The 22,752-nt window shown below is 73.5% G+C and carries 22 protein-coding genes and 1 riboswitch; of the genes, 15 read left to right on the top strand and 7 right to left on the bottom strand.

Annotated features, from left to right (window positions below):
• The first annotated feature begins 65 nt into the window (after positions 1–65).
• From AC07FV_RS03205 to AC07FV_RS03190, 4 genes are all read left to right on the top strand, one after another.
• Positions 66–716, top strand: a complete 651-nt coding sequence (locus AC07FV_RS03205) for a class I SAM-dependent methyltransferase (RefSeq protein ID WP_432882978.1) — start codon at positions 66–68, stop codon at positions 714–716.
• A 22-nt stretch (positions 717–738) separates the two neighbouring features.
• A complete protein-coding gene (locus AC07FV_RS03200; RefSeq protein ID WP_479084256.1) occupies positions 739–1,740 on the top strand; it encodes an N-acetylmuramoyl-L-alanine amidase in 1,002 nt (333 codons plus the stop codon).
• Between the two features lie 158 nt (positions 1,741–1,898).
• The gene (locus AC07FV_RS03195; RefSeq protein ID WP_479084254.1) at positions 1,899–2,762 is read left to right on the top strand and encodes a hypothetical protein; all 864 of its coding nucleotides are present in this window, start codon (positions 1,899–1,901) and stop codon (positions 2,760–2,762) included.
• A gap of 110 nt (positions 2,763–2,872) precedes the next feature.
• Complete coding sequence (locus AC07FV_RS03190) at positions 2,873–3,160, top strand: hypothetical protein (protein WP_356611423.1); 288 nt, start codon at positions 2,873–2,875, stop codon at positions 3,158–3,160.
• A 19-nt stretch (positions 3,161–3,179) separates the two neighbouring features.
• Here AC07FV_RS03190 and AC07FV_RS03185 read toward each other — a convergent pair whose 3' ends face one another.
• From AC07FV_RS03185 to AC07FV_RS03175, 3 genes are read right to left on the bottom strand one after another with little or no spacing between them, the layout of a single operon-like run.
• Entirely contained in the window at positions 3,180–4,277 is a 1,098-nt protein-coding gene (locus AC07FV_RS03185) for a prenyltransferase/squalene oxidase repeat-containing protein (RefSeq protein ID WP_479084253.1), read from the bottom strand.
• The gene (locus AC07FV_RS03180) at positions 4,274–5,008 is read right to left on the bottom strand and encodes a class I SAM-dependent methyltransferase (protein ID WP_479084251.1); all 735 of its coding nucleotides are present in this window, start codon (positions 5,006–5,008) and stop codon (positions 4,274–4,276) included. The genes AC07FV_RS03185 and AC07FV_RS03180 overlap by 4 nt, the downstream gene beginning before the upstream one ends.
• Positions 5,002–6,381 (bottom strand): glycosyltransferase family 4 protein, encoded by a 1,380-nt coding sequence (locus AC07FV_RS03175; RefSeq protein WP_366766596.1) that lies wholly within the window; start codon positions 6,379–6,381, stop codon positions 5,002–5,004. Before AC07FV_RS03175 ends, AC07FV_RS03180 begins: the two co-directional genes overlap by 7 nt.
• 192 nt (positions 6,382–6,573) lie before the next feature.
• On the opposite strand from AC07FV_RS03175, the gene AC07FV_RS03170 reads away from it, so the two are divergent.
• From AC07FV_RS03170 to AC07FV_RS03145, 6 genes are all read left to right on the top strand, one after another.
• Positions 6,574–7,254: a TetR family transcriptional regulator gene (locus AC07FV_RS03170; protein ID WP_479084249.1), complete on the top strand. Its 681-nt coding sequence runs from the start codon at positions 6,574–6,576 to the stop codon at positions 7,252–7,254.
• A 31-nt stretch (positions 7,255–7,285) separates the two neighbouring features.
• Positions 7,286–7,360, top strand: a riboswitch (cobalamin riboswitch).
• Between the two features lie 146 nt (positions 7,361–7,506).
• Positions 7,507–8,772, top strand: coding sequence for a prenyltransferase/squalene oxidase repeat-containing protein (locus tag AC07FV_RS03165; protein ID WP_479084248.1), 1,266 nt, complete (start codon positions 7,507–7,509; stop codon positions 8,770–8,772).
• Positions 8,769–9,446 (top strand): SCO2322 family protein, encoded by a 678-nt coding sequence (locus tag AC07FV_RS03160; protein WP_479084247.1) that lies wholly within the window; start codon positions 8,769–8,771, stop codon positions 9,444–9,446. Before AC07FV_RS03165 ends, AC07FV_RS03160 begins: the two co-directional genes overlap by 4 nt.
• A complete protein-coding gene (locus tag AC07FV_RS03155) occupies positions 9,433–10,659 on the top strand; it encodes an energy-coupling factor transporter transmembrane component T (protein WP_479084246.1) in 1,227 nt (408 codons plus the stop codon). Before AC07FV_RS03160 ends, AC07FV_RS03155 begins: the two co-directional genes overlap by 14 nt.
• On the top strand, positions 10,656–12,341 hold the full coding sequence (locus AC07FV_RS03150; protein ID WP_479084244.1) for an ABC transporter ATP-binding protein: 1,686 nt from the start codon (positions 10,656–10,658) through the stop codon (positions 12,339–12,341). Before AC07FV_RS03155 ends, AC07FV_RS03150 begins: the two co-directional genes overlap by 4 nt.
• Positions 12,338–13,174 (top strand): ECF transporter S component, encoded by an 837-nt coding sequence (locus AC07FV_RS03145; protein WP_479084243.1) that lies wholly within the window; start codon positions 12,338–12,340, stop codon positions 13,172–13,174. Before AC07FV_RS03150 ends, AC07FV_RS03145 begins: the two co-directional genes overlap by 4 nt.
• Before the next feature lie 82 nt (positions 13,175–13,256).
• Here AC07FV_RS03145 and AC07FV_RS03140 read toward each other — a convergent pair whose 3' ends face one another.
• Positions 13,257–14,027 (bottom strand): calcium-binding protein, encoded by a 771-nt coding sequence (locus tag AC07FV_RS03140; protein ID WP_479084241.1) that lies wholly within the window; start codon positions 14,025–14,027, stop codon positions 13,257–13,259.
• A gap of 392 nt (positions 14,028–14,419) precedes the next feature.
• On the opposite strand from AC07FV_RS03140, the gene AC07FV_RS03135 reads away from it, so the two are divergent.
• Positions 14,420–15,094 (top strand): lytic polysaccharide monooxygenase auxiliary activity family 9 protein, encoded by a 675-nt coding sequence (locus AC07FV_RS03135; protein ID WP_479084239.1) that lies wholly within the window; start codon positions 14,420–14,422, stop codon positions 15,092–15,094.
• 152 nt (positions 15,095–15,246) lie between these two features.
• On the opposite strand, the gene AC07FV_RS03130 is transcribed toward AC07FV_RS03135, so the two are convergent.
• Complete coding sequence (locus AC07FV_RS03130; RefSeq protein WP_479084238.1) at positions 15,247–16,239, bottom strand: GlxA family transcriptional regulator; 993 nt, start codon at positions 16,237–16,239, stop codon at positions 15,247–15,249.
• A gap of 145 nt (positions 16,240–16,384) precedes the next feature.
• Between AC07FV_RS03130 and AC07FV_RS03125 the strand changes: the two genes are divergently transcribed.
• Positions 16,385–16,975 carry a cysteine hydrolase family protein gene (locus AC07FV_RS03125; RefSeq protein WP_479084236.1) on the top strand — a complete coding sequence of 197 codons (591 nt, stop codon included), beginning with the start codon at positions 16,385–16,387 and terminating at the stop codon, positions 16,973–16,975.
• A 9-nt stretch (positions 16,976–16,984) separates the two neighbouring features.
• On the opposite strand, the gene AC07FV_RS03120 is transcribed toward AC07FV_RS03125, so the two are convergent.
• Positions 16,985–17,422, bottom strand: a complete 438-nt coding sequence (locus tag AC07FV_RS03120) for an ATP-binding protein (RefSeq protein ID WP_479084235.1) — start codon at positions 17,420–17,422, stop codon at positions 16,985–16,987.
• A 94-nt stretch (positions 17,423–17,516) separates the two neighbouring features.
• Here AC07FV_RS03120 and AC07FV_RS03115 point away from each other — a divergent pair, with 94 nt between their 5' ends.
• The 3 genes from AC07FV_RS03115 (at position 17,517) to AC07FV_RS03105 (ending at position 20,335) form a co-directional block, all read left to right on the top strand.
• Positions 17,517–18,365 (top strand): helix-turn-helix domain-containing protein, encoded by an 849-nt coding sequence (locus AC07FV_RS03115; RefSeq protein WP_479084233.1) that lies wholly within the window; start codon positions 17,517–17,519, stop codon positions 18,363–18,365.
• Positions 18,340–18,603 carry a DUF397 domain-containing protein gene (locus tag AC07FV_RS03110; protein WP_479084232.1) on the top strand — a complete coding sequence of 88 codons (264 nt, stop codon included), beginning with the start codon at positions 18,340–18,342 and terminating at the stop codon, positions 18,601–18,603. Before AC07FV_RS03115 ends, AC07FV_RS03110 begins: the two co-directional genes overlap by 26 nt.
• A 94-nt stretch (positions 18,604–18,697) precedes the next feature.
• The gene (locus AC07FV_RS03105; protein ID WP_479084230.1) at positions 18,698–20,335 is read left to right on the top strand and encodes a hypothetical protein; all 1,638 of its coding nucleotides are present in this window, start codon (positions 18,698–18,700) and stop codon (positions 20,333–20,335) included.
• Here the strand turns inward: AC07FV_RS03105 and AC07FV_RS03100 are convergent.
• Positions 20,289–22,430, bottom strand: a complete 2,142-nt coding sequence (locus tag AC07FV_RS03100; RefSeq protein WP_479084228.1) for a bifunctional glycosyltransferase 87/phosphatase PAP2 family protein — start codon at positions 22,428–22,430, stop codon at positions 20,289–20,291. The genes AC07FV_RS03105 and AC07FV_RS03100 overlap by 47 nt on opposite strands.
• Positions 22,431–22,752 lie beyond the last annotated feature (322 nt).

Raw genomic sequence — 22,752 nt, 5'->3', positions numbered from 1 at the left:
CCGACACGCGCCCACCACCCCCACCCGCACCCGCACCCGCACCCGCACCACCGAAAGGCACCCTCATGTCCGCGGCCCCCGCCCCCTCCACCCTCGCCGCCTTCGAGGCCGCGAAGGGGTTCATGCCCGCGCACGAGGGCCTCGCGCTGTACGCGGCGGCCGTGGAGGCGGGCCGGCTCGGGCTGCCGCTGCTGGAGGTCGGTACGTACTGCGGACGCTCCACGGTCCTGCTCGCCGACGCCGCCCGCCGGGCCGGGGTGACCGCGCTCACCGTGGACCACCACCGGGGCAGCGAGGAGCAGCAGCCGGGCTGGGAGTACCACGACCCGGAGACGGTCGATCCCGAACTCGGCGTGATGGACACCCTCCCCACCTTCCGCCGCACCCTCCACCGGGCCGGCCTGGAGGAGCACGTGGTGGCTCTCGTCGGGCGCTCGCCCCAGGTCGCGTCGGTCTGGAACACCCCGCTCGGCCTGGTCTTCGTCGACGGCGGGCACACCGACGAGCACGCGGGCGCCGACTACGAGGGCTGGGCACCGCACGTGGCCGACGGCGGCCTCCTGGTCATCCACGACGTCTTCCCGGAACCGGCCGACGAGTTCACCGGCCAGGCCCCGTACCGCGTCTACCTCCGGGCCCTGGCGTCCGGCGCGTTCACCGAGGTCTCGGTGACCGACTCGCTGCGCGTCCTGCGGCGAACCGGCGCGGGGATCTGAGGGCGCGGTCTAGAGTCGCTGCGTGTCGTACACAGGCCCGGACCTCGATCCACCCCAGCCCCGCCGTTCCCCCCTGCGCCGTCCGCTGACCGTGGCGATCGCCGCGCTCGTCCCCGGCGCGCTGCTCGGATGGGGGGTGTACGCGGCGGTCGGCGGCCCGGACGACGGCGGGGCCGGCACGGACCGCGCGGGCGAGCGCACGTCGCAGGCGCCGTCCTCCGCGACCTCGTCCGCCACCGCCACCGCCTCCGCGACCGGCGACGCCAAGGCGCCCACGGGCTCGTCCCCTTCGCCGACCGCGACCACGAGGAAGCCGTCCGCCTCCGCGTCCGCGCCCGCCGCGGCGTCCGGCCCCCTCAAGGGCAAGGTCGTCGTCATCGACCCGGGGCACAACCCGGGCAACTTCCGGCACACCGCCGAGATCAACCGCAAGGTGAACGTCGGTACGCACTGGAAGGAGTGCGACACGACCGGCACGGCCACCGACGCGGGCTGGCCGGAGGCGGAGTTCACCCTGGACGTCGCCCACCGGCTGCGCACCCTGCTCCAGCAGCAGGGCGCCACGGTGGAACTGACGCAGGACGACGACCGTCCGTACGGACCCTGCGTGGACGAGCGGGCCAGGATCGGCAACGAGGCGGAGGCGGACGCCGCCATCTCGATCCACGCCGACGGGTCCGGCACCGGCAACCGCGGCTTCCACGTGATCCTGCCGGGCTCCGTGCACGACGGCGCGGCCGACACCCGTGCCATCGTCGCCCCGTCCGCCGAGTTGGGTGAGCGCGTCGCGGGCAACTTCGTCCGTGCCACGGGCAGCGCGCCCTCCAACTACGTCGGCGGCGGCACCGGTCTCGTCACGCGTACGGACCTGGGCGGTCTCAATCTGTCAACGGTTCCCAAGGTGTTCATCGAGTGCGGCAACATGCGCGACGGCGCGGACGCGGCGCTGCTGACCAGCGGCGCGTGGCGGCAGAAGGCCGCGCAAGGGATGTCTGAGGGAATCGTGAGTTTCCTGCGCGGGTAGCGATCGGCGTGCTGGTCCCTGCGGACAGCCCCGATGTGCGGGCGATAGTGTCATCCGTACGATGAGGGGCCACCCCCGCGCTTCACTCCGGAACCTGACGGCGACATGGTGACAGCGACGCCTCTACCGACGACGAGACGACCTACGAAGGACCTGAAGTGAATATCCGCTCCCTCACTCGAGGCGACGGCGTGGTGATCGGAGCAGCGGTGTTGCTGTTCATCGCGTCGTTCCTCGACATCTACTCGATCGACGGTGCCTCGGACAGCGCCGACATCCCCAGCCTGTGGGGCAGTGGGCCGGTCGTGCTCGGTGTCGTCCTGGCGGGCATCATCGGCGCCGCGCTGGTCGTCGTGGCGCGCGCGCTGCCGCAGCCGAAGAAGGTGGCGGGGCTGGACCTCGGCCAGTTCGGCGTCGCGTTCACGGTCTTCGCGGCCTGGTGCGCGCTCGGCAACATCTTCGACCCGGCCGGCGCCTTCGACGGCGACGGCGGCTTCATCGGCGACCTGGGGGCGGGCCTGGGCCTGATCCTCGCCCTGATCGCCACCCTGGTCATGGCCGCCGCGGCCGTCGCCACCCCGCTGGTCCCGGCCCTCAAGGGCGCCCTGATCCCGGCCCCCCGTCCGGCCGCGCCGCAGCCCTACGGCGGCCAGCCGCAGGGTGGTTACGGCTACCCGGGCGCGCAGCAGCAGCCGTACGGCGGCCAGCCGGGCCAGCCCGGTCAGCCGGGCCCGTCCTTCGGCGGCCAGCCGCAGCCCGGTCAGGCGCAGCAGGGTCAGCCGCAGAGCCCGCAGCCGCAGCAGGCGCAGGCGCAGCCGGCCGGGGACTTCTCGCCGTTCTGGTTCGCCGTGCCGGTGCCGCGTCCGCTGTTCGCGGAGGACGGCTCGCCCACGCCGATCGCCGAACTGGCGCCGGGCACCTGGTACCTGGCCGTCGAGCAGCGCGGCGCGAACCTGGTCGCCCAGACGCAGGACGGCCGCCGCGGCGTCCTCCAGGACACCTCGGGCATCCAGCGCGGCTGAGCCCGCGCGAGGCCCCGCGCCCGACCCAACGGCCCCCCTTCCGGACCCGGTTCCGGAAGGGGGGCCGTTCGCACAGGTTTCCGTCCGGCTTCCGGGGCCATACGCAAGGCATGTCTAGATACCACGGATCCAGTTCCGCGGGCAGGGCCATCGCGGTCGTCGCGGACATCATGGCCCTCATCCTCGGCCTGTGGATACTGATGTACCTGTTGGACGCCAACCGGGGCAACGACCTGGTGCAGTTCGTCCATGACGCGGCCAACTGGCTCGCCGGCTGGTCCCGCGACCTGTTCACCTTCGACGAGGCGTGGGCCCGCGTCGTCGCCGGCTACGGCCTGGCCGCCGTGGTCTACCTCTTCATCGGCCACGCCATCGCCGGCCGCGTCGGCCACCGCTGACCGCCCGGCCGCCCACCGCTCAGACGCAGCAGTCCGGGTCCAGCCCCCGGGGCAGGCGGTCGCCGGAGAAGACCTGGCAGGTCGCCTCGTGTCCGCCCAGCGCGGCCACGGCGAGCAGCACGGAGCCGGCCGTCCACGTGGTCAGTTCCCGTGGCCAGACGGCGTCGTCGTCGAAGACGTAGCCCGTCCAGTACAGGCCGCTGTCCGGGTCCCGCAGGTGCTGGATGGACTGGAGGATCTCCAGGGCGTGGTCGGACTCGCCCACCGCCCACAGGGCGAGGGCGAGTTCGGCCGACTCCCCTCCCGTGACCCACGGGTTGGGGACGACGCAGCGCACCCCGAGGTCCGGGACGACGAAGCGGTCCCAGCTCTCCGCGATGCGGGACCTCGCCTCGGTGCCGGTCAGCGCGCCGCCCAGCACCGGGTAGTACCAGTCCATCGAGTAGCGGCCCTTGTCCAGGAACCGCTCCGGGTGGCGGCGGATGGCGTGCCGCAGCGCGCCCGCCGCCAACTCCCAGTCGGGCTGCGGCTCTTCGCGCTGCTCGGCGATGGCGAGCGCGCAGCGCAGCGCGTGGTGGATGGAGGAGCTGCCGGTCAGCAGGGCGTCGGTGGTGTCGGTGCCGTCGTCGTCGCGCCGCCAGCCGATCTGCCCGCCCGGCTGCTGGAGGCCCAGCACGAACTCGACCGCCGCGTGCACGACGGGCCACATCCGGTCCAGGAAGGTGTCGTCGCCGGTGGCGAGGTGGTGGTGCCAGACGCCGACCGCGACGTAGGCGACGAAGTTGGTCTCCCGGCCGCGGTCGGTGACGTCGCCGAAGTCGCCGTCGGCGTAGGCGGCGTACCAGGAGCCGTCCGGGTTCTGGTGCCGGGCCAGCCACTCGTAGGCCCGCTCGGCGGCCTCGTGCTCGCCGGCCGCGTCCAGCGCCATCGCGGCCTCGACGTGGTCCCACGGGTCGAGGTGGTGCCCGCGGAACCACGGGATCGCGCCGTCCTCGCGCTGCGCGGCGAGGATGCCGCGGACCGTCGCGGCGGCCTCGGTGTCGGTGAGGACACCGGGCAGGACCAGGTGTTCGGTGCGGGGGGTGCGAGGGCTGCGAGGGCTGTGGGACGACGTCACGCGGCGTCCACCGGCGGCAGGTGCGGCTTGGTGGCGTACGCCACGAAGCTCTTGCCGATCAGCGGGTTCAGCGCCTGCTCGGCGACCCGTGTCGCCAGCGGCTTCTTCATGATGTCCCAGACCAGCAGCTTGTGGTACGCCCGCACCGGCAGCGCCTTGTCGTTGTCGACGCCGAACGCGCACTTCAGCCACCAGTACGGCGAGTGCAGCGCGTGCGCGTGGTGGGTGCCGTAGGGCCTCAGACCCGCCTCGCGGATGCGGTCGAGGAGCTGGTCCGCGCGGTAGATGCGGATGTGGCCGCCCTCGACCTCGTGGTAGGCGTCGGAGAGGGTCCAGCAGACCTTCTCGGGACCGTAGCGGGGCACGGTGATCGCGATGCGCCCGCCGGGCTTGAGGACGCGGACCATCTCGGCGAGGACGCCCTTGTCGTCGGGGATGTGCTCCATCACCTCGGAGATGATGACGACGTCGAAGGACTCGTCCGGGAAGGGCAGGGCCAGCGCGTCGCCCTCCATCGCGGTGGCGGTGGCGCCGGCCGGGGCCTCACCGGCCTCCTCCATCGCCGCGAACCACTTGGCGACCTCGCGGATCTCCTCGGCGTTCTGGTCCAGCGCGACGACCCGGGCGCCGCGCCGGTAGCACTCGAACGCGTGCCGGCCGGCCCCGCAGCCGAGGTCCAGCACGCGGTCGCCCGGGGCGAGCGGGAACCGGGAGAAGTCGACGGTCAGCACGTGGCCCTGCTTTCGGGGTAGACGCCGGTGTCACTGGTGGGGGCCGCGGGGACGGCCCCGGGGGAGGTCGCAAGGGGGCCGACGGCCTCGCGGTAGCGGGCGGCCGTGCCCTCGGCGGCGCGGGCCCAGGTGAAGTGCCGCAGCACGCGCTCGCGGCCGGCCGCGCCGAGCCGGACCCGCAGTTCGCGGTCGCCGAGCAGCCGGTTCAACCCGGCGGCCAGGGCGCCCGCGTCGCCCGGCGGCACCGCGAGGCAGGTCTCCCCGTCGGGTCCGGCGACCTCCGGCACGGCCCCGCCGGTGGTGGCCAGCAGCGCGGTGCCCGTCGCCATGGCCTCGGCGGCCGGCAGCGAGAACCCCTCGTACAGCGACGGCACGCACGCGACCTCGGCGGAGCGCACCAGGTCGACGAGTTCGGCGTCCGTGATGCCCTTGACGAACTCGACGGCGCCCTCGAGCCCGTACCGCTCGATCGCCTGCGCGACGGGCCCTTCGGCGGGCCGCTTGCCGACGACGACGAGGTGCGCGCGGGGGTGCTCGGTGCGTGTCTTCGCCAGCGCCTCGACGAGGAAGACCAGGCCCTTGAGCGGCACGTCCGCGCTGGACGTCGTCACGATCCGGCCCGGCACCACGGGCACCGACGGATCGGGTGAGAACAGGTCGGTGTCGGCGCCGATGTGGACGACGTGGATGCGGTCGTCCCGGACGCCGAGGTGGTCGATGATCTCCCGGCGGGAGGTGCCGGAGACGGTGAGCACCGAGGGCAGGCGGCGGGCGACGCGCTTCTGCATGCGGGTGAAGGCGTACCAGCGGCGCACGGAGTACCGGCGCTTCCAGCCGTCGGCGGCGTCGAGTTCGAGCTGCCGGTCGACGGTGATGGGGTGGTGGATCGTGGTGACCAGGGGGGCGCCCACGTCGCCCAGCAGCCCGTAGCCGAGGGTCTGGTTGTCGTGGACGACGTCGAAGTCGCCGCGGCGGGCGCGCAGATGGCGGCGGGCGCGCAGCGAGAAGGTCAGCGGCTCGGGGAAACCGCCGGTCCACATCGTGCCGACCTCCAGCGCGTCGACCCAGTCGCGGTACTCGCCGCGCTTCGGGGTGCGGAAGGGGTCGGGCTGGCGGTAGAGGTCGAGGCTGGGCAGCTCGGTGAGGGACAGCCGGTCCCCGAGGCCCTCGTCCAGGACGGGGTAGGGCTGGGCGCCGATGACCTCCACCCGGTGGCCGAGGCGGGCCAGTTCGCGGGAGAGGTGACGCACGTAGACGCCCTGGCCGCCGCAGAACGGGTTCCCCTTGTAGGTGAGGAGCGCGATGCGGAGCGGTCGCATACCGTCGGCGGCGGGCTCGGGACGGGCACCCGTCCGACTGGCCTCAGCGGTCACTCCGGGCCCCCTTCTCACTGCATTGTCCCGCGACACTATGCCGGGACGTTAATCTAGAACAAGTTTCAGACTTGATCGTCAGAGGCTCCGAATCTACCGGCAGGTAGGTGCGCTGTGACGAGTGGATCAGGTGATTCACGCCACGGCCGGGCGCCCCGTGCGGCGCCCGGCGGGCCGGACGAGGGGGAGGAGGTGGCCGAGGTGGAGAACCCGGAAGCGGAAGCCTCCCGTCCCACGCGCCGGCCCGCCGGCCCGCAGCTCACCGAGCGGCAGCTCGCCCGGCGCCGCCGCATCCTGCACGCGACCGCCCGGCTGGCCTGCCGGGGCGGCTTCGAGGCGGTGCAGATGCGGGAGGTCGCGGAGTCCTCGCAGGTCGCCCTCGGCACGCTGTACCGGTACTTCCCGTCCAAGGTCCATCTGCTGGTCGCGACCATGCACGACCAGCTGGAGCAGTTGCACGGCACCCTGCGCAAGAGCCCGCCGGCCGGGGCCACTGCGGCCGACCGGGTGGCGCAGACCCTGATGCGGGCCTTCGCCGCCCTCCAGCGCGAACCGCGGCTGGCCGAGGCGATGGCCCGTGCCCTGACCTTCGCCGACCGCAGCGTCTCCCCGGAGGTCGACCAGGTCTCCCGGCAGACCACGGCGATCATCCTGGACGCGATGGGCGGCCCGGAGGCCCCCACCGCCGAGCAGCTCTCCGCGGTCCGCGTCGTCGAGCACACCTGGCACTCCACCCTGATCGCCTGGCTCTCCGGCCGGGCGTCGCTCGCGCAGGTGGGCGTGGACATCGAGACGGTGTGCCGGCTGATCGACCTGGCGGGCGCCGGGCCGGCCGGACGGGCGCCCCGGACCGGCCCTGTCGGCTCCGGGTAAAGTGGCCGCGTCGTCATCACACCCGTACGGGGGGAAGCCGGTGCAAATCCGGCGCTGACCCGCAACCGTGAGCCGAACGCCGCGTCCCGTCAGGGCCCGTGCGGCCGGTGAGCCGGACTGCCCCGGGCGGACGTGACCGGCTCACGTGCCCGGCACCCGCCGGCGCACGGGCACCGTCGAGGCATACGGGGCCGAGCCGCCCGGGGGTGCCCGTGCTGCCCGGCCCCGCGCAGGGAAAGGCACCCGCCGATCATGAACGTCCGCCGTCGCAGCAGCGCCGCGGCCCTGGCCGCCATAGCCGTGATCGGCGCCGCCGCCGCGCCCGCGGTCGCCGCCGATCCGTCACCGTCCGCCTCCGCGTCCGCCCCGGCCAAGCCCGGGTCCTCCGGGCTGTACGGCACCGCCGACCCCCAGTACGACGGCGTCTGGCGCCAGTCCCTCGCGCTGCTCGCGCAGGACACCGTGGGCGTGGTCCCGTCGCCGGCCGCCGTGGGCTGGCTCACCGGCCAGCAGTGCGCGAGCGGCGCCTTCGCCCCGTACCGGGCCGACCCGGCCAAGGCCTGCGACGCCAAGACCATGGTCGACACCAACAGCACGGCCGCCGCCGTCCAGGCGCTGTGGGCCGTCGGCGGGCACGGCGACGTCGTCGAGCCCGCCCTGAAGTGGCTGAAGTCCGTGCAGAACGAGGACGGCGGCTGGGGCTACACCCCCGGCGGTCCCAGCGACGCCAACTCCACGTCCGTCGTCATCGGCGCGCTGACCGCCACGGAGACCGACCCCGAGCAGGTCGTCAAGGACGGCAGGTCGCCGTACGACGCCCTGCTGACGTTCGCGCTGCCCTGTGCCGCGGACGAGGGCGCGGGCGCCTTCGCCTTCCAGCCCGACAAGGACGGCAAGCTGCTCGCCAACGCGGACGCGACGGCCGCCGGTGTCCTGGGCGCGCTCGGCAAGGGCCTGGTCACCGAGGCCGGTGCGAAGTCCGCCGCCGACTGCGCCGACGCGAAGAAGCCCACCCGCGAGCAGGCCGCCGCGAACGGCGCCGCCCACCTCGCCGCGGCCGTCGCCCAGAAGGGGCACCTCACGTCCGCCCTCGGCGGCTCCGCCGACCAGCCCGACTACGGCAACACCGCCGACGCGGTCGTCGCGCTCGCCGCGCAGGGCGGCGCCGACCGGGCGGCGAAGCCGCTGGCGTGGCTGGAGAAGAACAGCGCGAAGTGGGCCGCGCAGAGCGGCCCGGCCGCCTACGCCCAGCTGATCCTCGCCGCCCACGCCACCGGCACCGACCCGCGTGCCTTCGGCGGCACCGACCTGGTGGCGGCGCTGAACGCGACCGGGCCGAGCCCGCAGGGCGGCAAGGTCAGCGACAGCGCCACCGCGAGCGACGAGGACGGTGCGAAGGAGAAGGACGAGAAGGAAGACTCCGGCTTCGGCGTCTGGTGGTTCGTCGGCGTCTGCCTGGTCTTCGGTATCGGCGTCGGCTTCCTGCTGAGCGGCCGCAACAAGAAGCGTCAGCCGTGACCCGGCGCGTCGTCCTCCTCTTCCTGGCCGCGTTCCTGCTGATCGGGACCGCGGGCCAGGCGCAGGCCGCCGGTTACCGCTACTGGTCCTTCTGGGACCGCGACGGCGGAAGCTGGATCTACGCCACCCAGGGACCGTCCCTCACTCGCCCCTCCGACGGAGACGTCCAGGGCTTCCGCTTCTCGGTGAGCGAGAACTCGGACGACGCGGCCCAGCCGCGCGGCACCGCCGACTTCGCGTCGGTCTGTGCGGGAACACCGGCCGAGGACGGCAGCAAGCGCGTCGCCCTCGTCCTCGACTTCGGCACCGCGTCCGACGCCCCGGCCGGCGAGGACCCGCCGGCCGCGCGCACGGCCTGCGCCCGGGTCTCCCCCGACGCGACGACGGCCGACGCCCTGGCCGCCGTCGCGGGCCCCCTGCGCTACGACACCAACGCCCTGCTGTGCGCCATCGCGGGCTACCCGGAGGCGGGTTGCGGCGAACAGGTGTCGCAGCAGGGGCAGAAGCAGGAGGGGAAGAAGGAGCAGCCGACGGCGACGGCGGCCCCGGACGCGAAGGGCACGCAGGACGACGACGGCCCCGCGGTCGGCCTCTACGCGGGCGTCGCCCTGGTGGCGGTCCTCGCCGGAGCGGCGACCTGGCAGGCGAGGCGGCGCCGGAATGCCACCGACTGACCCTGCCCCCGGCACCCCGGCGCCTCTCCCGGCCGCGGGCGGTCGTACCGCCGCGCCCCGGGCGGAGGCCGGACACGCACCCGCCGGGGGCACTCCGGCGGGCCGGGCGAGCGGGCCCGCGCCCCGCCGCCGCCCCGAGAGCCTGCACCCCGGCGCCTGGTGGCTCTGGGCGCTGGCCCTCGGCACCGCAGCCACGCGCACCACCAACCCCCTCCTGCTCGCCCTCCTCGTCACCGTCTCCGCCTACGTGGTCATCACCCGCCGCCCCCACGCCCCCTGGTCCCGCTCCTACGGCGCCTTCATCAAGCTCGCCCTGGCCGTCCTGGTCATCCGCCTGCTGTTCACCACCGTCCTGGGCTCCCCCATCCCCGGCACGCACACCCTCTTGACCCTCCCCGAAGTCCCCCTCCCCGACTGGGCGCAGGGCATCCGGCTCGGCGGCCGGGTCACCGCCGAGGGCCTCGCCTTCGCGCTGTACGACGCGATGAAGCTGGCCGCCCTCCTGGTCTGCGTGGGCGCCGCGAACGCCCTCGCCAACCCCTCCCGCCTCCTCAAGTCCCTCCCCGGCGCCCTCTACGAGATGGGCGTGGCCGTCGTCGTGGCCCTCACCTTCGCCCCGAACCTCATCGCCGACGTCCAGCGGCTGCGCGCCGCCCGGCGCCTGCGGGGCCGCCCCGACAAGGGCGTGCGCGGCCTGCTCCAGGTGGGCCTGCCGGTCCTGGAGGGCGCCCTGGAGCGCTCCGTCGCCCTCGCCGCCGCGATGGACGCCCGCGGCTACGGCCGTACCGCGCAGGTCCCCGCCCCCGTACGCCGGACCACCGCCGCCCTCACCCTGGGCGGCCTGCTCGGCGTCTGTGCGGGGACGTACGGGCTGCTGACCGCCGCGGGCGGCACGTACGGCGTTCCGGTGCTCGTGCTCGGTGTCGCCGCGGCGCTGGCCGGGCTGTGGCTCGGCGGCCGCCGGACCGTTCGCACCCGCTACCGTCCGGACCGCTGGGACGCCCGCGCCTGGCTGGTCACCGCGTCCGGCGTCGCGGTCGCGGCCCTGATGTTCCTCGCCGCCGCCCGCGAGCCGGCGGCGCTGCACCCGGGCGTGGTCCCCCTGGTCGCCCCCACCCTGCCGCTGTGGCCGGCGGCGGCCGTACTCCTCGGCCTGCTCCCGGCGTTCGTCGCCCCCGCCCCCGATCCCGTACCCGCCAAGGAGTCGTCGTGATCCGCTTCGAGGATGTGTCGGTCACGTACGACGGCGCGACCGCGCCCACCGTCCAAGGCATCGACTTCGAGGTTCCCGAAGGCGAACTCGTCCTCCTCGCCGGTCCGTCCGGGGTCGGCAAGTCCACCGTGCTCGGTGCCGTCAGCGGCCTGGTGCCGCACTTCACCGGCGGCACGCTGAGTGGCCGGGTCACCGTGGCCGGCCGCGACACCCGCACCCACAAGCCGCGCGAACTCGCCGACGTGGTCGGCTCCGTCGGCCAGGACCCGCTCTCCCACTTCGTGACGGACACCGTCGAGGACGAACTCGCCTACGGCATGGAGTCCCTCGGCCTCCCCCCGGACGTCATGCGCCGCCGCGTCGAGGAGACCCTCGACCTGCTGGGCCTGTCCGACCTGCGGGCCCGCCCCATCGCCACGCTCTCCGGCGGCCAGCAGCAGCGCGTCGCCATCGGCTCGGTCCTCACCCCGCACCCCGAGGTGCTCGTCCTGGACGAGCCGACCTCGGCCCTGGACCCGGCCGCGGCGGAGGAGGTCCTGGCCGTCCTCCAGCGCCTCGTCCACGACCTGGGCACGACGGTCCTGATGGCCGAGCACCGCCTGGAGCGGGTCGTCCAGTACGCCGACCAGGTCGTCCTGCTGCCCTCCCCGGGCGCGGCCCCGCTGCTCGGCCCGCCGACCGAGGTGATGGCCGTGTCCCCGGTGTACCCGCCGGTGGTGGGGCTCGGCCGGCTGGCGGGCTGGTCCCCGCTGCCGCTGACGGTCCGGGACGCCCGGCGCCGCGCGGCACCGCTGCGGGACCGGCTGGCCGGCCGCGAGATCCCGCACCGCACACCGCCGGCCGCCGCGCTCCCGGCTCCTCCCGCTCCCCCCGCACCCCGTCGGCGGTGGCGCGTCAGGACTGCCCCGCGGACGCCCTCCACCCCCGCCCCGTACGCCGCCGAGATCCGCTCCCTGCACGTCCGCCGCGACCGCATCCAGGCGCTGCGCGACGTCGACCTGACCGTCTCCCCCGGCGAGACGGTCGCCCTCATGGGCCGCAACGGCGCCGGGAAGTCCACCCTCCTGTCGGCCCTCGTCGGCCTCCTCGAACCGTCCGCCGGTGTGGTGCGGGCCGGTGACGCCGTACCGCACCGCACCTCCCCCCGGGAGCTGGTACGCCGGGTCGGCCTGGTTCCGCAGGAGCCGCGCGACCTGTTGTACGCCGACACGGTCGCCGCCGAGTGCCGGGCCGCCGACGGGGACGCGGAGGCGGCCGAGGGCACCTGCCGCGCCCTGCTGGCGGAGCTGCTGCCCGGCGTCGCCGACGACACCCACCCCCGCGACCTCTCCGAGGGCCAGCGCCTCACCCTCGCCCTGGCCGTCGTCCTGACGGCCCGCCCACCGCTGCTGCTCCTGGACGAGCCGACGCGCGGCCTGGACTACGCGGCCAAGGCCCGGCTGGCCGGCCTGCTGCGCGGCCTGGCCGGCGAGGGCCACGCGATCGTGCTGGCCACGCACGACGTGGAGCTGGCCGCCGAGCTGGCCGACCGGGTGGTCCTGCTCGCCGAGGGCGAGGTGATCGCCGACGGTCCGGCGGCGGACGTGGTGATGGCCTCCCCGTCCTTCGCGCCGCAGGTCGCCAAGGTGCTGGCGCCGCGTAAGTGGCTGACGGTCGCCCAGGTGAGGGAGGCCCTGGCATGACCGGCACCGTCCGCCGTGACCGCCAGGCCCGCGCCGTCCGCCTCGGCCCCCGCTCCGTCGCCGCCCTCGTGCTGGTCAGCGCGGTGGGCGTGGCGGGCTTCGGCTGGCCCTTCCTCGCCCCTCCGGAGGCGTCGGTGAACGCCCACTCCCAGGACGCGCCGTGGCTCTTCGCCGGTGTCCTGGTGCTCATGGTGGCGGTGGTCGCGGCGACGATCTCGGAGTCGGGCCTCGGTCCCAAGGCCGTGGCGATGCTGGGCGTGCTGGCGGCGGCGGGCGCGGCGCTGCGCCCCATCGGCGCGGGGACGGCCGGTCTGGAGCCGATGTTCTTCCTGATGGTGCTGAGCGGCCGGGTCCTGGGCCCCGGCTTCGGTTTCGTCCTCGGCTCGGTCACCATGTTCGCGTCCGCGCTGCTCACGGGCGGGGTGGGCCCGTGGCTGCCGTTCCAGATGCTGTCGATGGGCTGGTTCACGATGGGCGCGGGTCTGCTGCCCTTCCCCGACCGGCTGCGCGGCCGTGCGGAGCTGCTGATGCTCGCCGGGTACGGCTTCCTGGCCGCGTTCGCCTACGGCATGGTGATGAACCTGGCGGGCTGGACCTTCATGAACAAGCTCGCCTCGAACATCGCCTTCGACCCGGACGCGTCCGTCCCGGACAACCTGGCCCGCTTCGTCGCCTACTGCCTGGCCACCTCCCTCGGCTGGGACGGCGGCCGTGCCGCCGTGACGGTGGTGCTGACCCTCGCGCTCGGCACGCCGGTCCTGAAGGCGCTGCGCCGGGCCACCCGCAGGGCGGCCTTCGAGACCCCGGTCGCCTTCGAGCGGCCGACGAAGTAGCCGCGCCCGCGACGCCGGTCGCGCCGCGGGGCGGGGTCTTCGTACGGGTGGCGTACGAGGGCTGGGGCTGGGCCTGGTGCGTCTACGGGAGGACGATGTCGCGGCCCGGTCCGCCGTCGACGGTGTCCTTGCCGAGGCCGCCGGCGACGAGGTCGTCGCCGCCCTCGCCGTGCAGCATGTCGGCGCCGGGCCCACCGAGCAGGATGTCGCGGCCGTCCCCGCCCATGGCGTGGTCGTCGCCGGTGCCGGCGTACACGGCGTCGTCGCCGCCGTAGCCCTCGATCATGTCGTCGCCCGCGCCACCCCACATCCGCTGGTCCCCGTCGTCGCCCATGAGGTGGTCCATGCCGTCGCCGCCGTGCAGCACGGCGGGCCCCATGACCATGTCGTCCCCGTCGCCGCCCAGCACCGTGCGTGCGGTGTGGGCGTGCAGTTCGTCGTCGCCGGAGCCGCCGCTGACGGTGCCGACCCCGGGGGTGAAGGCGGCGACCGTGTCGTCGCCGTCGCCGAGGTGGATGTCGATCCGGTCGGGACGCGGGCCCTCGGCGGGCAGTTCGCAGACGACGGCGGTGGTGTCCTCGGGCGAGGAGTACGCGCAGTGGTCGCCCGGTTGGAGCGGGACCACGTCGCGGAAGCCGATCCGCTGGATGCCGTCGCTGGTGTACATGAAGAACACGTTGAGGTCGTTGGCGTGACCCGCGGCGGCCTTGAAGACGATCGACTGGGTCTCCCAGTCGGCCCCGACGCGGGACTTCGACTCGGCGGCGCTCGCGGCGGTCGCCGGGCCGAGGGCGAGGCCGGCGGTGCACAGGGCCACGACGAACGCGCCGGCGGCGGTTCGGTTTCGGTTCATGGAACCTCATCTCGATGGAGTGACGGTTGACCGAACGGTTTGCGTGGTGCTGGCGGGGACTCGGCCGTGACGGCGGTCTCCTCTGCCGGCCCGGATGCGCGGGACCGTGAACTGACGCGGCGTCATGCTAAGCCGTTACCGCTCCGGATGCGATGGGTGGGACTCGACGGCAGGGAGTGGTTCCGGAGGCGCCGCGGGAGGGGCCGACGCTCGTTTCGGGAGGGGCTGACGCCCGTTTCGGGAAGGGCTCCGGCGCCCGCACCAGGGCGGATTCCCCGACCGCGACCCACTCCTGTGATCAAGTTTGTCTGTTTCATTGACATTTCATTGAGGAGTCGTCACTTTGGGAGCGCTCCCATTACAGCCTTGCCTCTGGAAGGAGTTCCCCCCACATGCGCACAACGAGTCCGTTAACCGGGCGTTCGCGGTCGGCCCTCCGCCGGCCTCTCCAGGCGCTCGTCATGCTGTTCGCCGTGGTCGTCGGCGCCCTGGCCTGGTCGACCCCCGCCCAGGCCCACGGCACCGTCGTCGGTCCCGCCACCCGCGCCTACCAGTGCTGGAAGACGTGGGGCAGCAACCACACGAACCCGGCCATGCAGACCCAGGACCCCATGTGCTGGCAGGCCTTCCAGGCCAACGCCGACACCATGTGGAACTGGATGAGCGCCCTGCGCGACGGCCTCGGCGGCCAGTTCCAGGCGAAGACCCCCGACGGGACGCTCTGCAGCAACAACCTGTCGAGGAACGCCAGTCTGAACAAGCCCGGCCAGTGGAAGACCACCAACGTCGGCAACAACTTCTCGGTGCAGTTGTACGACCAGGCGTCCCACGGCGCCGACTACTTCAAGGTCTACGTGAGCAAGCAGGGCTTCGACCCCAAGACCCAGACCCTGGGCTGGGGCAACCTCGACTTCATCACGCAGACCGGCCGCTACGCCCCCGCGCAGAACATCACCTTCCCGGTCCAGACCTCCGGGTACAGCGGACACCACATCGTGTTCGTGATCTGGCAGGCCTCGCACCTCGACCAGGCGTACATGTGGTGCAGCGACGTGAACTTCGGCTGAGCCGAGGAGCGCCGAGCACCGCACCGGCCTTCGCCGGGCGCCGGTGAGCCGCCCGCCCGGCAGACCGAGCCCCGTCGGGGCAGAGGGCCCCTCGGTCCCCTGCTCCGACGGGGCTCCGGGGCGCTCGGGTTTCCGTGCCCGGGAACCCCGCTTCAGGCGGGGAGGGTCCGGAACCGCCGCCGATACTCCGTCGGGGTCGCGTCCAGGCGCCGGCGGAACGCCCTGACCAGGGTGTCGACGGTGCCGAACCCGCAGGCGGTGGCGATCCGCTCCAGGGTGGCGTCGGTCGATTCCAGCTGGTGGCGGGCCGCCTCGACGCGGGCCGACTCGAGGTAGGCGTGCGGGGTCGTACCGAGTTCGGTCTTGAAGATCCGGGTGAGCTGGCGGTCGCTGACGTGCGCGTGGGCGGCGAGGTCCGCGACGGTGAGCGGTTCGGCGAGGTGGCGCATGATGTGGTGCCGCAGCTCCTCGACCCGCCGCGTGGCGGAGACCCGCTCCAGGGGGACGCTGAACTGGCTCTGCCCGCTCGGCCGCTTCAGGTACATCACGAGCTGCCGGGCGACGCGCAGGGCGACGTCCTCGCCCAGGTCGTCGGCGATCAGCGCGAGGGAGAGGTCGAGGCAGGCGCTGATGCCGGCGCCGGTCCACACGTCGCCCTCGCGGATGAAGATCGGGTCGGCGTCGACCTCGACGGCCGGATGGTCCTCGGCGAGCCGCCGGGCGGTCGACCAGTGGGTGGTGGCGCGCTTGCCGTCGAGCAGCCCGGCCGCCGCCAGGATGTGCGCCCCGACGCAGACGGACGTCACCCGCCGGGTGTGGGCGGCGAGTTGCCGCACCCGCTCCACCACGCCGGGGTCGGTGAGCGGGTGCACCCGGCCCCGGTCGTCCACCTCGACGGCACCGGGCACGATCAGGGTGTCGACGGCCCGGTCACGCAGGTCGCCGAAGGTGGCGTCGGGCAGGACGCGGACCCCCGCGCCGGTGGTGACCGGGTCCATGGTCTCGGCGGCCAGGACGACCTCGTAGCCCGCCGCCTCCTCCGTCTCGCGCCGGGCCAGGGAGAACACCTCCGGCGGCCCGGTGACGTCGAGCAGGTCGACGCCCTCGAAGAGGACGACGACGATCAGACGGCTGACGGTGCCCACCGGACCCCCCGCACTCGGCACTAGCGATGTCGGTATCTGCAGGTTAGACGACATTGCCGACACCACCGGACCGGCCGTAGCGTCAGGAGCAGGTCACCACGCCGGTGAACTGCCCACCCCGACACATGACTTCAGGCGGTCCGACATGCCCAGAACCACACTGCGACAGCTCAACGGCCTCGACGACACCCCCGCGAAGCTCGCGGACTCGACCCTGGTCCTCATCGACTACCAGAACACCTACACGACCGGCGTGATGGAACTCGACGGCTGGCAGGAGGCGCTCGACGCCGGTGCCCGGCTCCTCGCGCGGGCCCGCCAGGAGGGCGCGAAGGTCGTCCACGTCGTCAACGACGGCGGCGAGGGCACCCCGTACGACGTCCGGGCCGAGATCGGCGCGATCCACCCGAGCGTCGCCCCGCTCGACGGGGAGCCCGTCGTCGTCAAGAAGGCGCCGAACGCCTTCGTCGGCACCGACCTGGACCGGCACGTCGACGCCGCGGGCCACGGGGACCTCGTCATCGCGGGCTTCATGACGCACATGTGCGTCGCCTTCACCGCCCAGGGCGCCTTCCTGCGCGGCAACCGCCCCACCGTCGTGGCCGACGCCTGCGCCACCCGCGCGCTGCCGGTCGCGGGCACGGAAGTGGAAGCCCGCCAGGTGCACCACGCCGCTCTCGCCACCGTCGCCGACCTGTACGGGGTCGTCGTCCCGTCGCAGGAGGGGCTCGCCTGACGAGGCCGTCTACGAGGCCGGGGCCCCGGCGCGGTCCGCGCACTCGAACCACACGGTCTTGCCGCCCGCGGGGCCCGGCCCCACGCCCCACTTGTCGGCCACCGCGTCCAGCAGCACCAACCCCCGGCCGCTCTCCGCGTCGTGGCGGACCGACACGGCGAGCACGGGCTGCCGGGGGCTGCCGTCCGCCACCTCGACCCGGACCACGCCGCCCGTCTGCCGCAGCAGCAGCGTGCAGCGGCGGTCCGGGACATGGCGTACGACGTTGGCCAGCAGCTCCGTCACGCCGAGTTCGACGGCGTCCGTCACGCCGGCGAGGCCCCACTCGGCGAGGAAGGAACGGACGATCCGCCGCACGTGCCGGGCGGAGTGCGCGCCGGCCGTGAAGCTCATCCGGTACTGGTCGGTGCAGTGGCCCACGAGGGCCGAGGGAAAGTAGTCGTTCACGGCACGAGCCTGACGTCGGACGACTACCGTGGGCTACCGATCGGATACAACCGGTTCCGGAGTGGACCGAGTTGTGCGAGAGGGGGCTCTGCGCATGACCCACATCAACGTCCTCGACCCGGGCGCCTCGCCGCTGGACTACTACGGCTTCGAACTGCGCCGCTACCGTGAGGCCGCCGGCCTGACCCAGCGGCAGCTGGGGGACATCGTCAATTACACGGGCTCACTGGTGGGCCAGATCGAGACGGCCCGGAAGCTGCCGACGCCGGAGTTCAGCGAAAGGGTCGACGCGGCTCTGGGTACGGGCGGGTTACTGTCCCGACTGGTCACACTCGTAATGCGCAGCCAGCTTCCTGCCTGGTTCCAACAGATGGCCGAGTTGGAGACACGAGCGGTCGAGATCTGCGCGTTCCAGACGCACATGGTTCACGGACTTCTCCAAACCCCCGCTTACGTACGGGCCGTGCTCGGCGCTTACGACCCGAGCGACCTCGACGACCGCACCGCTGTACGGCTGGCCCGTCAGGCCATCTTCGCCACAGCGGAACCCCCGATCTTCTGGTCTGTCGTCAGTGAAAGCGCCCTGCTCCAGGCGATCGGAGGCCGAGAGACGATGCGCGGCCAATTGGCCCACCTGCTGTCCTTCGAGAACAACCCCCGCATCAATGTTCAGGTGCTGCCCTTCTCAGCCGGGGCTCATCCCGGCCTCACAGGCTCGTTCAGTCTCTTCCGCTTCGCGGGTGACCCGACCATCCTCTACACGGAGAGATACGGCAGCGGACATCCGACCCCCAACCCGGAAAGCGTCAAGGACTGTTCACTCCGTTACGATCATCTCCGGGCCGCCGCGCTCTCCATCAAGGACTCGGCGGAACTGATCCGCCGGGTGATGGAGGAGCGCTATGGAGAGCAAGGCCATGCCGACGAGGATTCAGTGGCGTAAGTCCAGCTACAGCAGCGACCAGGGCGGCGAGTGCGTCGAATGCGCCCCCCTCGGCCCGCTCGCCTGGCGTAAGTCGTCGTACAGCGGCGACCAGGGCGGCAACTGCCTCGAAGTCGCCGCACTCCCCCACCACGCCACCGTCGCCATCCGTGACTCCAAGATCCCGGCGGGGCCGGTCCTCACCCTGAGCCCCGCCACCTTCGCCGCCTTCGTCGGGTGGGCCGCCACCCCGGAGTGATCTGACCGGGACCGCTCAACTAATCTGTTCGATTTCTCGTCTCCGCACGTGCACCCGCCGTGCCCGCCGATGAAACCGAACGGATTCCCCGACCGTGGTCCCTGCCGAACTCGCCGTCGCCCTCCCCGAGGGGCGTACGGGCAGACCCCCGCGCGGTGCCCTGCGCGCCTTCGCGCACCGGCATCGCGTGCCGCTGCTCGCGACCCTGCCCACTCTCCCGCTGTACGCGGTGTGGTGGGCGTTTCTCGCCACCGGCGGGGGTGACCTCGCCGCGCAGGTGGCGTGGACGGACTTCGTCACGCGGCACGGCGGTTCGCCGTACGGACTGTTCTGGTACGGCGGGGTGCACACCGCGAACTACAGCGTGATCTCGCCGTATCTGATGGCCGTGTTCGGCGTGCGGACCGTCACCCTCGTCTCCGGACTGGCCGCCGCCTGGCTGGCAGCCGTGCTCGTCGTACGGACCGGTGTACGCAGGCCCGTGTGGGTGGCCCTGCTCGCCTCCCTCGCCCTGTGGTGCAACGTCGCCTCGGGGCGCACGACCTTCGCGCTCGGCCTCGCCTTCGGGCTGGCCGCGTGCCTGATGCTGGTCCGGGAGCGGCGACTGGTCCTCGCCGCCGGGTACGCGGCCCTGGCCACCATGGCGTCACCGGTGGCCGGGCTGTTCCTGGCCGTCGTCGGGGCGGGCTTCCTGCTCGTGCGGGACTGGGGACGCGCCCTGGTGCTGCTGGCACCGCCCGCCGCCGTCGTCGCGCTCACCACGCTGCTGTTCCCGTTCAGCGGGGAGCAGCCGATGCCCGCATCCCGAATATGGCCGCCGGTCGTGCTCGGCCTCGCCGTGGCGGCGCTGGCCCCGCGCGACTGGCGGGTCGCCCGGTGGAGCGGGGCCGTGTACGCGGCCGGGACCGTGCTGACGTACCTCATACCCTCCGCCGTCGGCACGAACGTCGAGCGGTTCGCGGAGTACTTCGCGCCTCCCGCGCTGCTCGCGGCGCTGCTCGGCACGGACCGGGCGCGGCGGGTCGCGCGGGGTCTGCTGGTCGTCGCGCTCGTCTTCTCCGTGGGGTGGACGGTGAAGAAGACCGACGACGACCTGCGGGAGTACACGGCGGTGCCCGCCTGGGCGGCCGAGACGGACGGTGTCGTGCGGGCGCTGGAGGGGCTCGGCGCCGACCGCACGCGGGTGGAGGTGGTGCCCGCGCGCGACCACCGCGAGGCCGCCGGTCTCGCCCCGCACGTCAACCTGGCCCGCGGCTGGAACCGGCAGCTGGACGTGGAACGCGCCCGCCTCTTCTACGACGGCACCTTCTCCGCGACCACCTACCGGCAGTGGCTGGACCGCTGGGCGGTCGGTCTCGTCGTGCTGCCGGCCGCCAAGCCGGACGGTCCCGCCGAGGCCGAGGCGGCCCTCGTGCGGGACCCGGGGCTGCGGCCCGACTGGCTGGAGCCCGCCTGGCAGGACGCGCACTGGAGGGTGTTCCGGGTGCGGGACGCCGTACCGCTCGTCTCCGAGCCCGGCACCGTCGTGACCACGAGCAGCACCGACCTGGTGCTCCACGTGGACCGGCCCGGCCCGGTGACCGTACGGGTCGCCTGGTCGCCGTGGCTGCGGGCCGACGGCGGGTGCCTCGCCCGGGACGGCGAGTTCACCCGCCTGACCGTCGAGGCACCCGGGGAGTACCGGCTCAGCTCCCGGTACGGTCCTTCGCCGGCGACGGAGGATCGCTGCTGAGCCCCTCGTCGGGCCGCACGGAGTCCTCGGCCGGGGGCCGGGCGGGCGCGGGAACGGCCTTCACGTCCGGGCCGGCCTGCTCGGCGGCCGTGGCTGTGACCACCCGCGCCCTCGGGCCCTGGAACAGGTAGGCCAGGCCGAAACCGGCGGCGACCACGGCCGCCCCGCCCACCGCGTCCAGCAGCCAGTGGTTGCCGGTCGCCACGATCGCCGCGGCGGTGAAGGTGGGGTGCAGGAGACCCAGGGCCTTCATCCACATCTTCGGGGCGATGACCGCGATCGCCACCCCGCACCACAGCGACCAGCCGAAGTGCAGCGACGGCATCGCCGCGTACTGGTTGGTGAGGTGGGTCAGCGTGCCGTAGTCCGGCTTGGAGAAGTCCTGCACGCCGTGCACCGTGTCGATGATCCCGAGGCCCGGCATCAGCCGCGGCGGCGCCAACGGGTACAGCCAGAAGCCGACCAGGGCCAGCAGCGTGGTGAAGCCGAGCGAGGCGCGGGCCCAGCGGTAGTCGACGGGGCGGCGCCAGTACAGGACGCCGAGGACCGCCAGCGGGACGACGAAGTGGAACGACGTGTAGTAGAAGTCGAAGAAGTCCCGCAGCCAGCCGACCTTCACCACGGCGTGGTTGATGGCGTGCTCGACGTCGATGTGCAGGAAGCGTTCCATGTCCAGGATCTGCCGGCCGTGCTCCTCGGCGCGCTCCCGGCCCGCCGAGTTGCTGCCGCCGGTCGCCGCGAGGCGGACCTTGGAGTACGCGGCGTAGGTGACCCGGATGAGGAGGAGTTCCAGGAGGAGGTTGGGGCGGGTGAGGACCCGGCGCAGGAACGGCAGCAGCGGGACGTGCTTGAAGCGGGTCGGGACCGGCGGCGCGTAGCTCGTGGGGACCGGCGCGTCGAAGTACGGCGAGGTGCGGGACAGGAAGGGCACGGCGACGGCGGCGGCCAGCGCCGCGAGCAGGACGACGTTGTCCCGCACCGGGTACAGCGCCGCCATGTTCGGCAGCATCATCTTCGCCGGCAGCGTCATCACCAGGACCACGGCGACCGGCCAGACGTACCGGTCGGAGGCGCGCTTGCCGACCCGGCCCACCACCGCGAGCAGCACCCACAGGAGCTGGTGCTGCCAGGCGGCCGGCGACACCGCGACGGCGGCGCAGCCCGTGACGGCGACGGCGAGCAGCAGCTGGCCGTCCCGGGCGTAGCGCACGGCGCGCCGCAGGGCGAGGACGGCAACGGCCGCACCGAGCAGCAGGAAGAGGGCGATCTCCAGGGGGCCGGTCAGCCCGAGGCGCAGCAGCGCGCCGTGCAGGGACTGGTTGGCGAGGTCGTCGGCCGCGCCGCCGAGGCCCACGCCGGCCAGGTGGTGCACCCAGTAGGTGTAGGAGTCCTCGGCCATGGCGGCCCAGGCGACGGCCGTGCAGGCGAGGAAGGTGACTCCGGTGGACACGGCGGCCCGTCGGCGGTCGGTGAACCACAGCAGGGGGACGAAGAGGAGCACGGTCGGCTGGAAGGCGGCGGCGACGCCGATCAGCACCCCGCCGACCCGGTCGGCGTGCTCGCCGCGCACGGCGAAGCAGCCCAGCAGGACGAGCAGGACCGGGATGATGCTGGTCTGGCCGAGCCACAGCGCGTTGCGCACGGGCAGGGACAGCATCAGCAGGCTGACCGCGACCGGCGCCGCCAGCAGCGCCGTACGGCGGCCCACCGGCTTCGGCAGGGCACGGGCGGCGACCAGGCCGAGGGCCACCACCAGCAGCAGCGAGCCGAAGGTCCAGCCCCAGCCGAGGGCCTGCTCGGCGGCGCGGGTGAACGGTTTGAGGACCAGCCCGACGAACGGCGTGCCGGTGAACTGCGTCGAGTCGTACAGCGAGCCCTCGACGTGCAGGACTCCGTGCGGCCCGACCCAGGTCTCCAGGTCCGTCAGCCGTTCCCCCCGCGGGGTGCTGAGGACCGCCGCCAGCTGTCGTACGACGAGGAGGGCGGCGACCAGCCACAGCCCGAGGCGCGCGGCCCGCAGCCGCGCTCTGGTCGCATCGACGGCCGGGGCTCCGAAAGCCTCCGCCGGTCGCCCACTGTGCTCCGCATTCGCCACGCCTCGTCGGCCTCCCGCCCCGCTCCCACCGCGCCCGTGTACGCGATGTGTTGTTCCTGCGAACCCTATGAGGCTCGCACCGCCCCCGGAGGGAGACGCAGGCAACCCCCGCTCAACCTGACCGCCGCCCGCCTTTCGCTCCGTTTTTTCTTGGACCTTCCGGCCATGTGTTCGACCGGTGACGGTGCGGAGCGGACGGGGACGCCTCCCCCCGGGAGCGAGAAGGATCACAGGTCACAGGGGGTGGAGGCGGGCCGTGACGCGGGGACGTCCCTGCGTGCACGCCCTTTCGGTGCACAGTGCAACGATAAGCGTACCGGGC

This window comes from Streptomyces sp. NPDC045956 (assembly GCF_056430705.1).
This window is presented reverse-complemented; position numbering and strand designations above follow the sequence as displayed.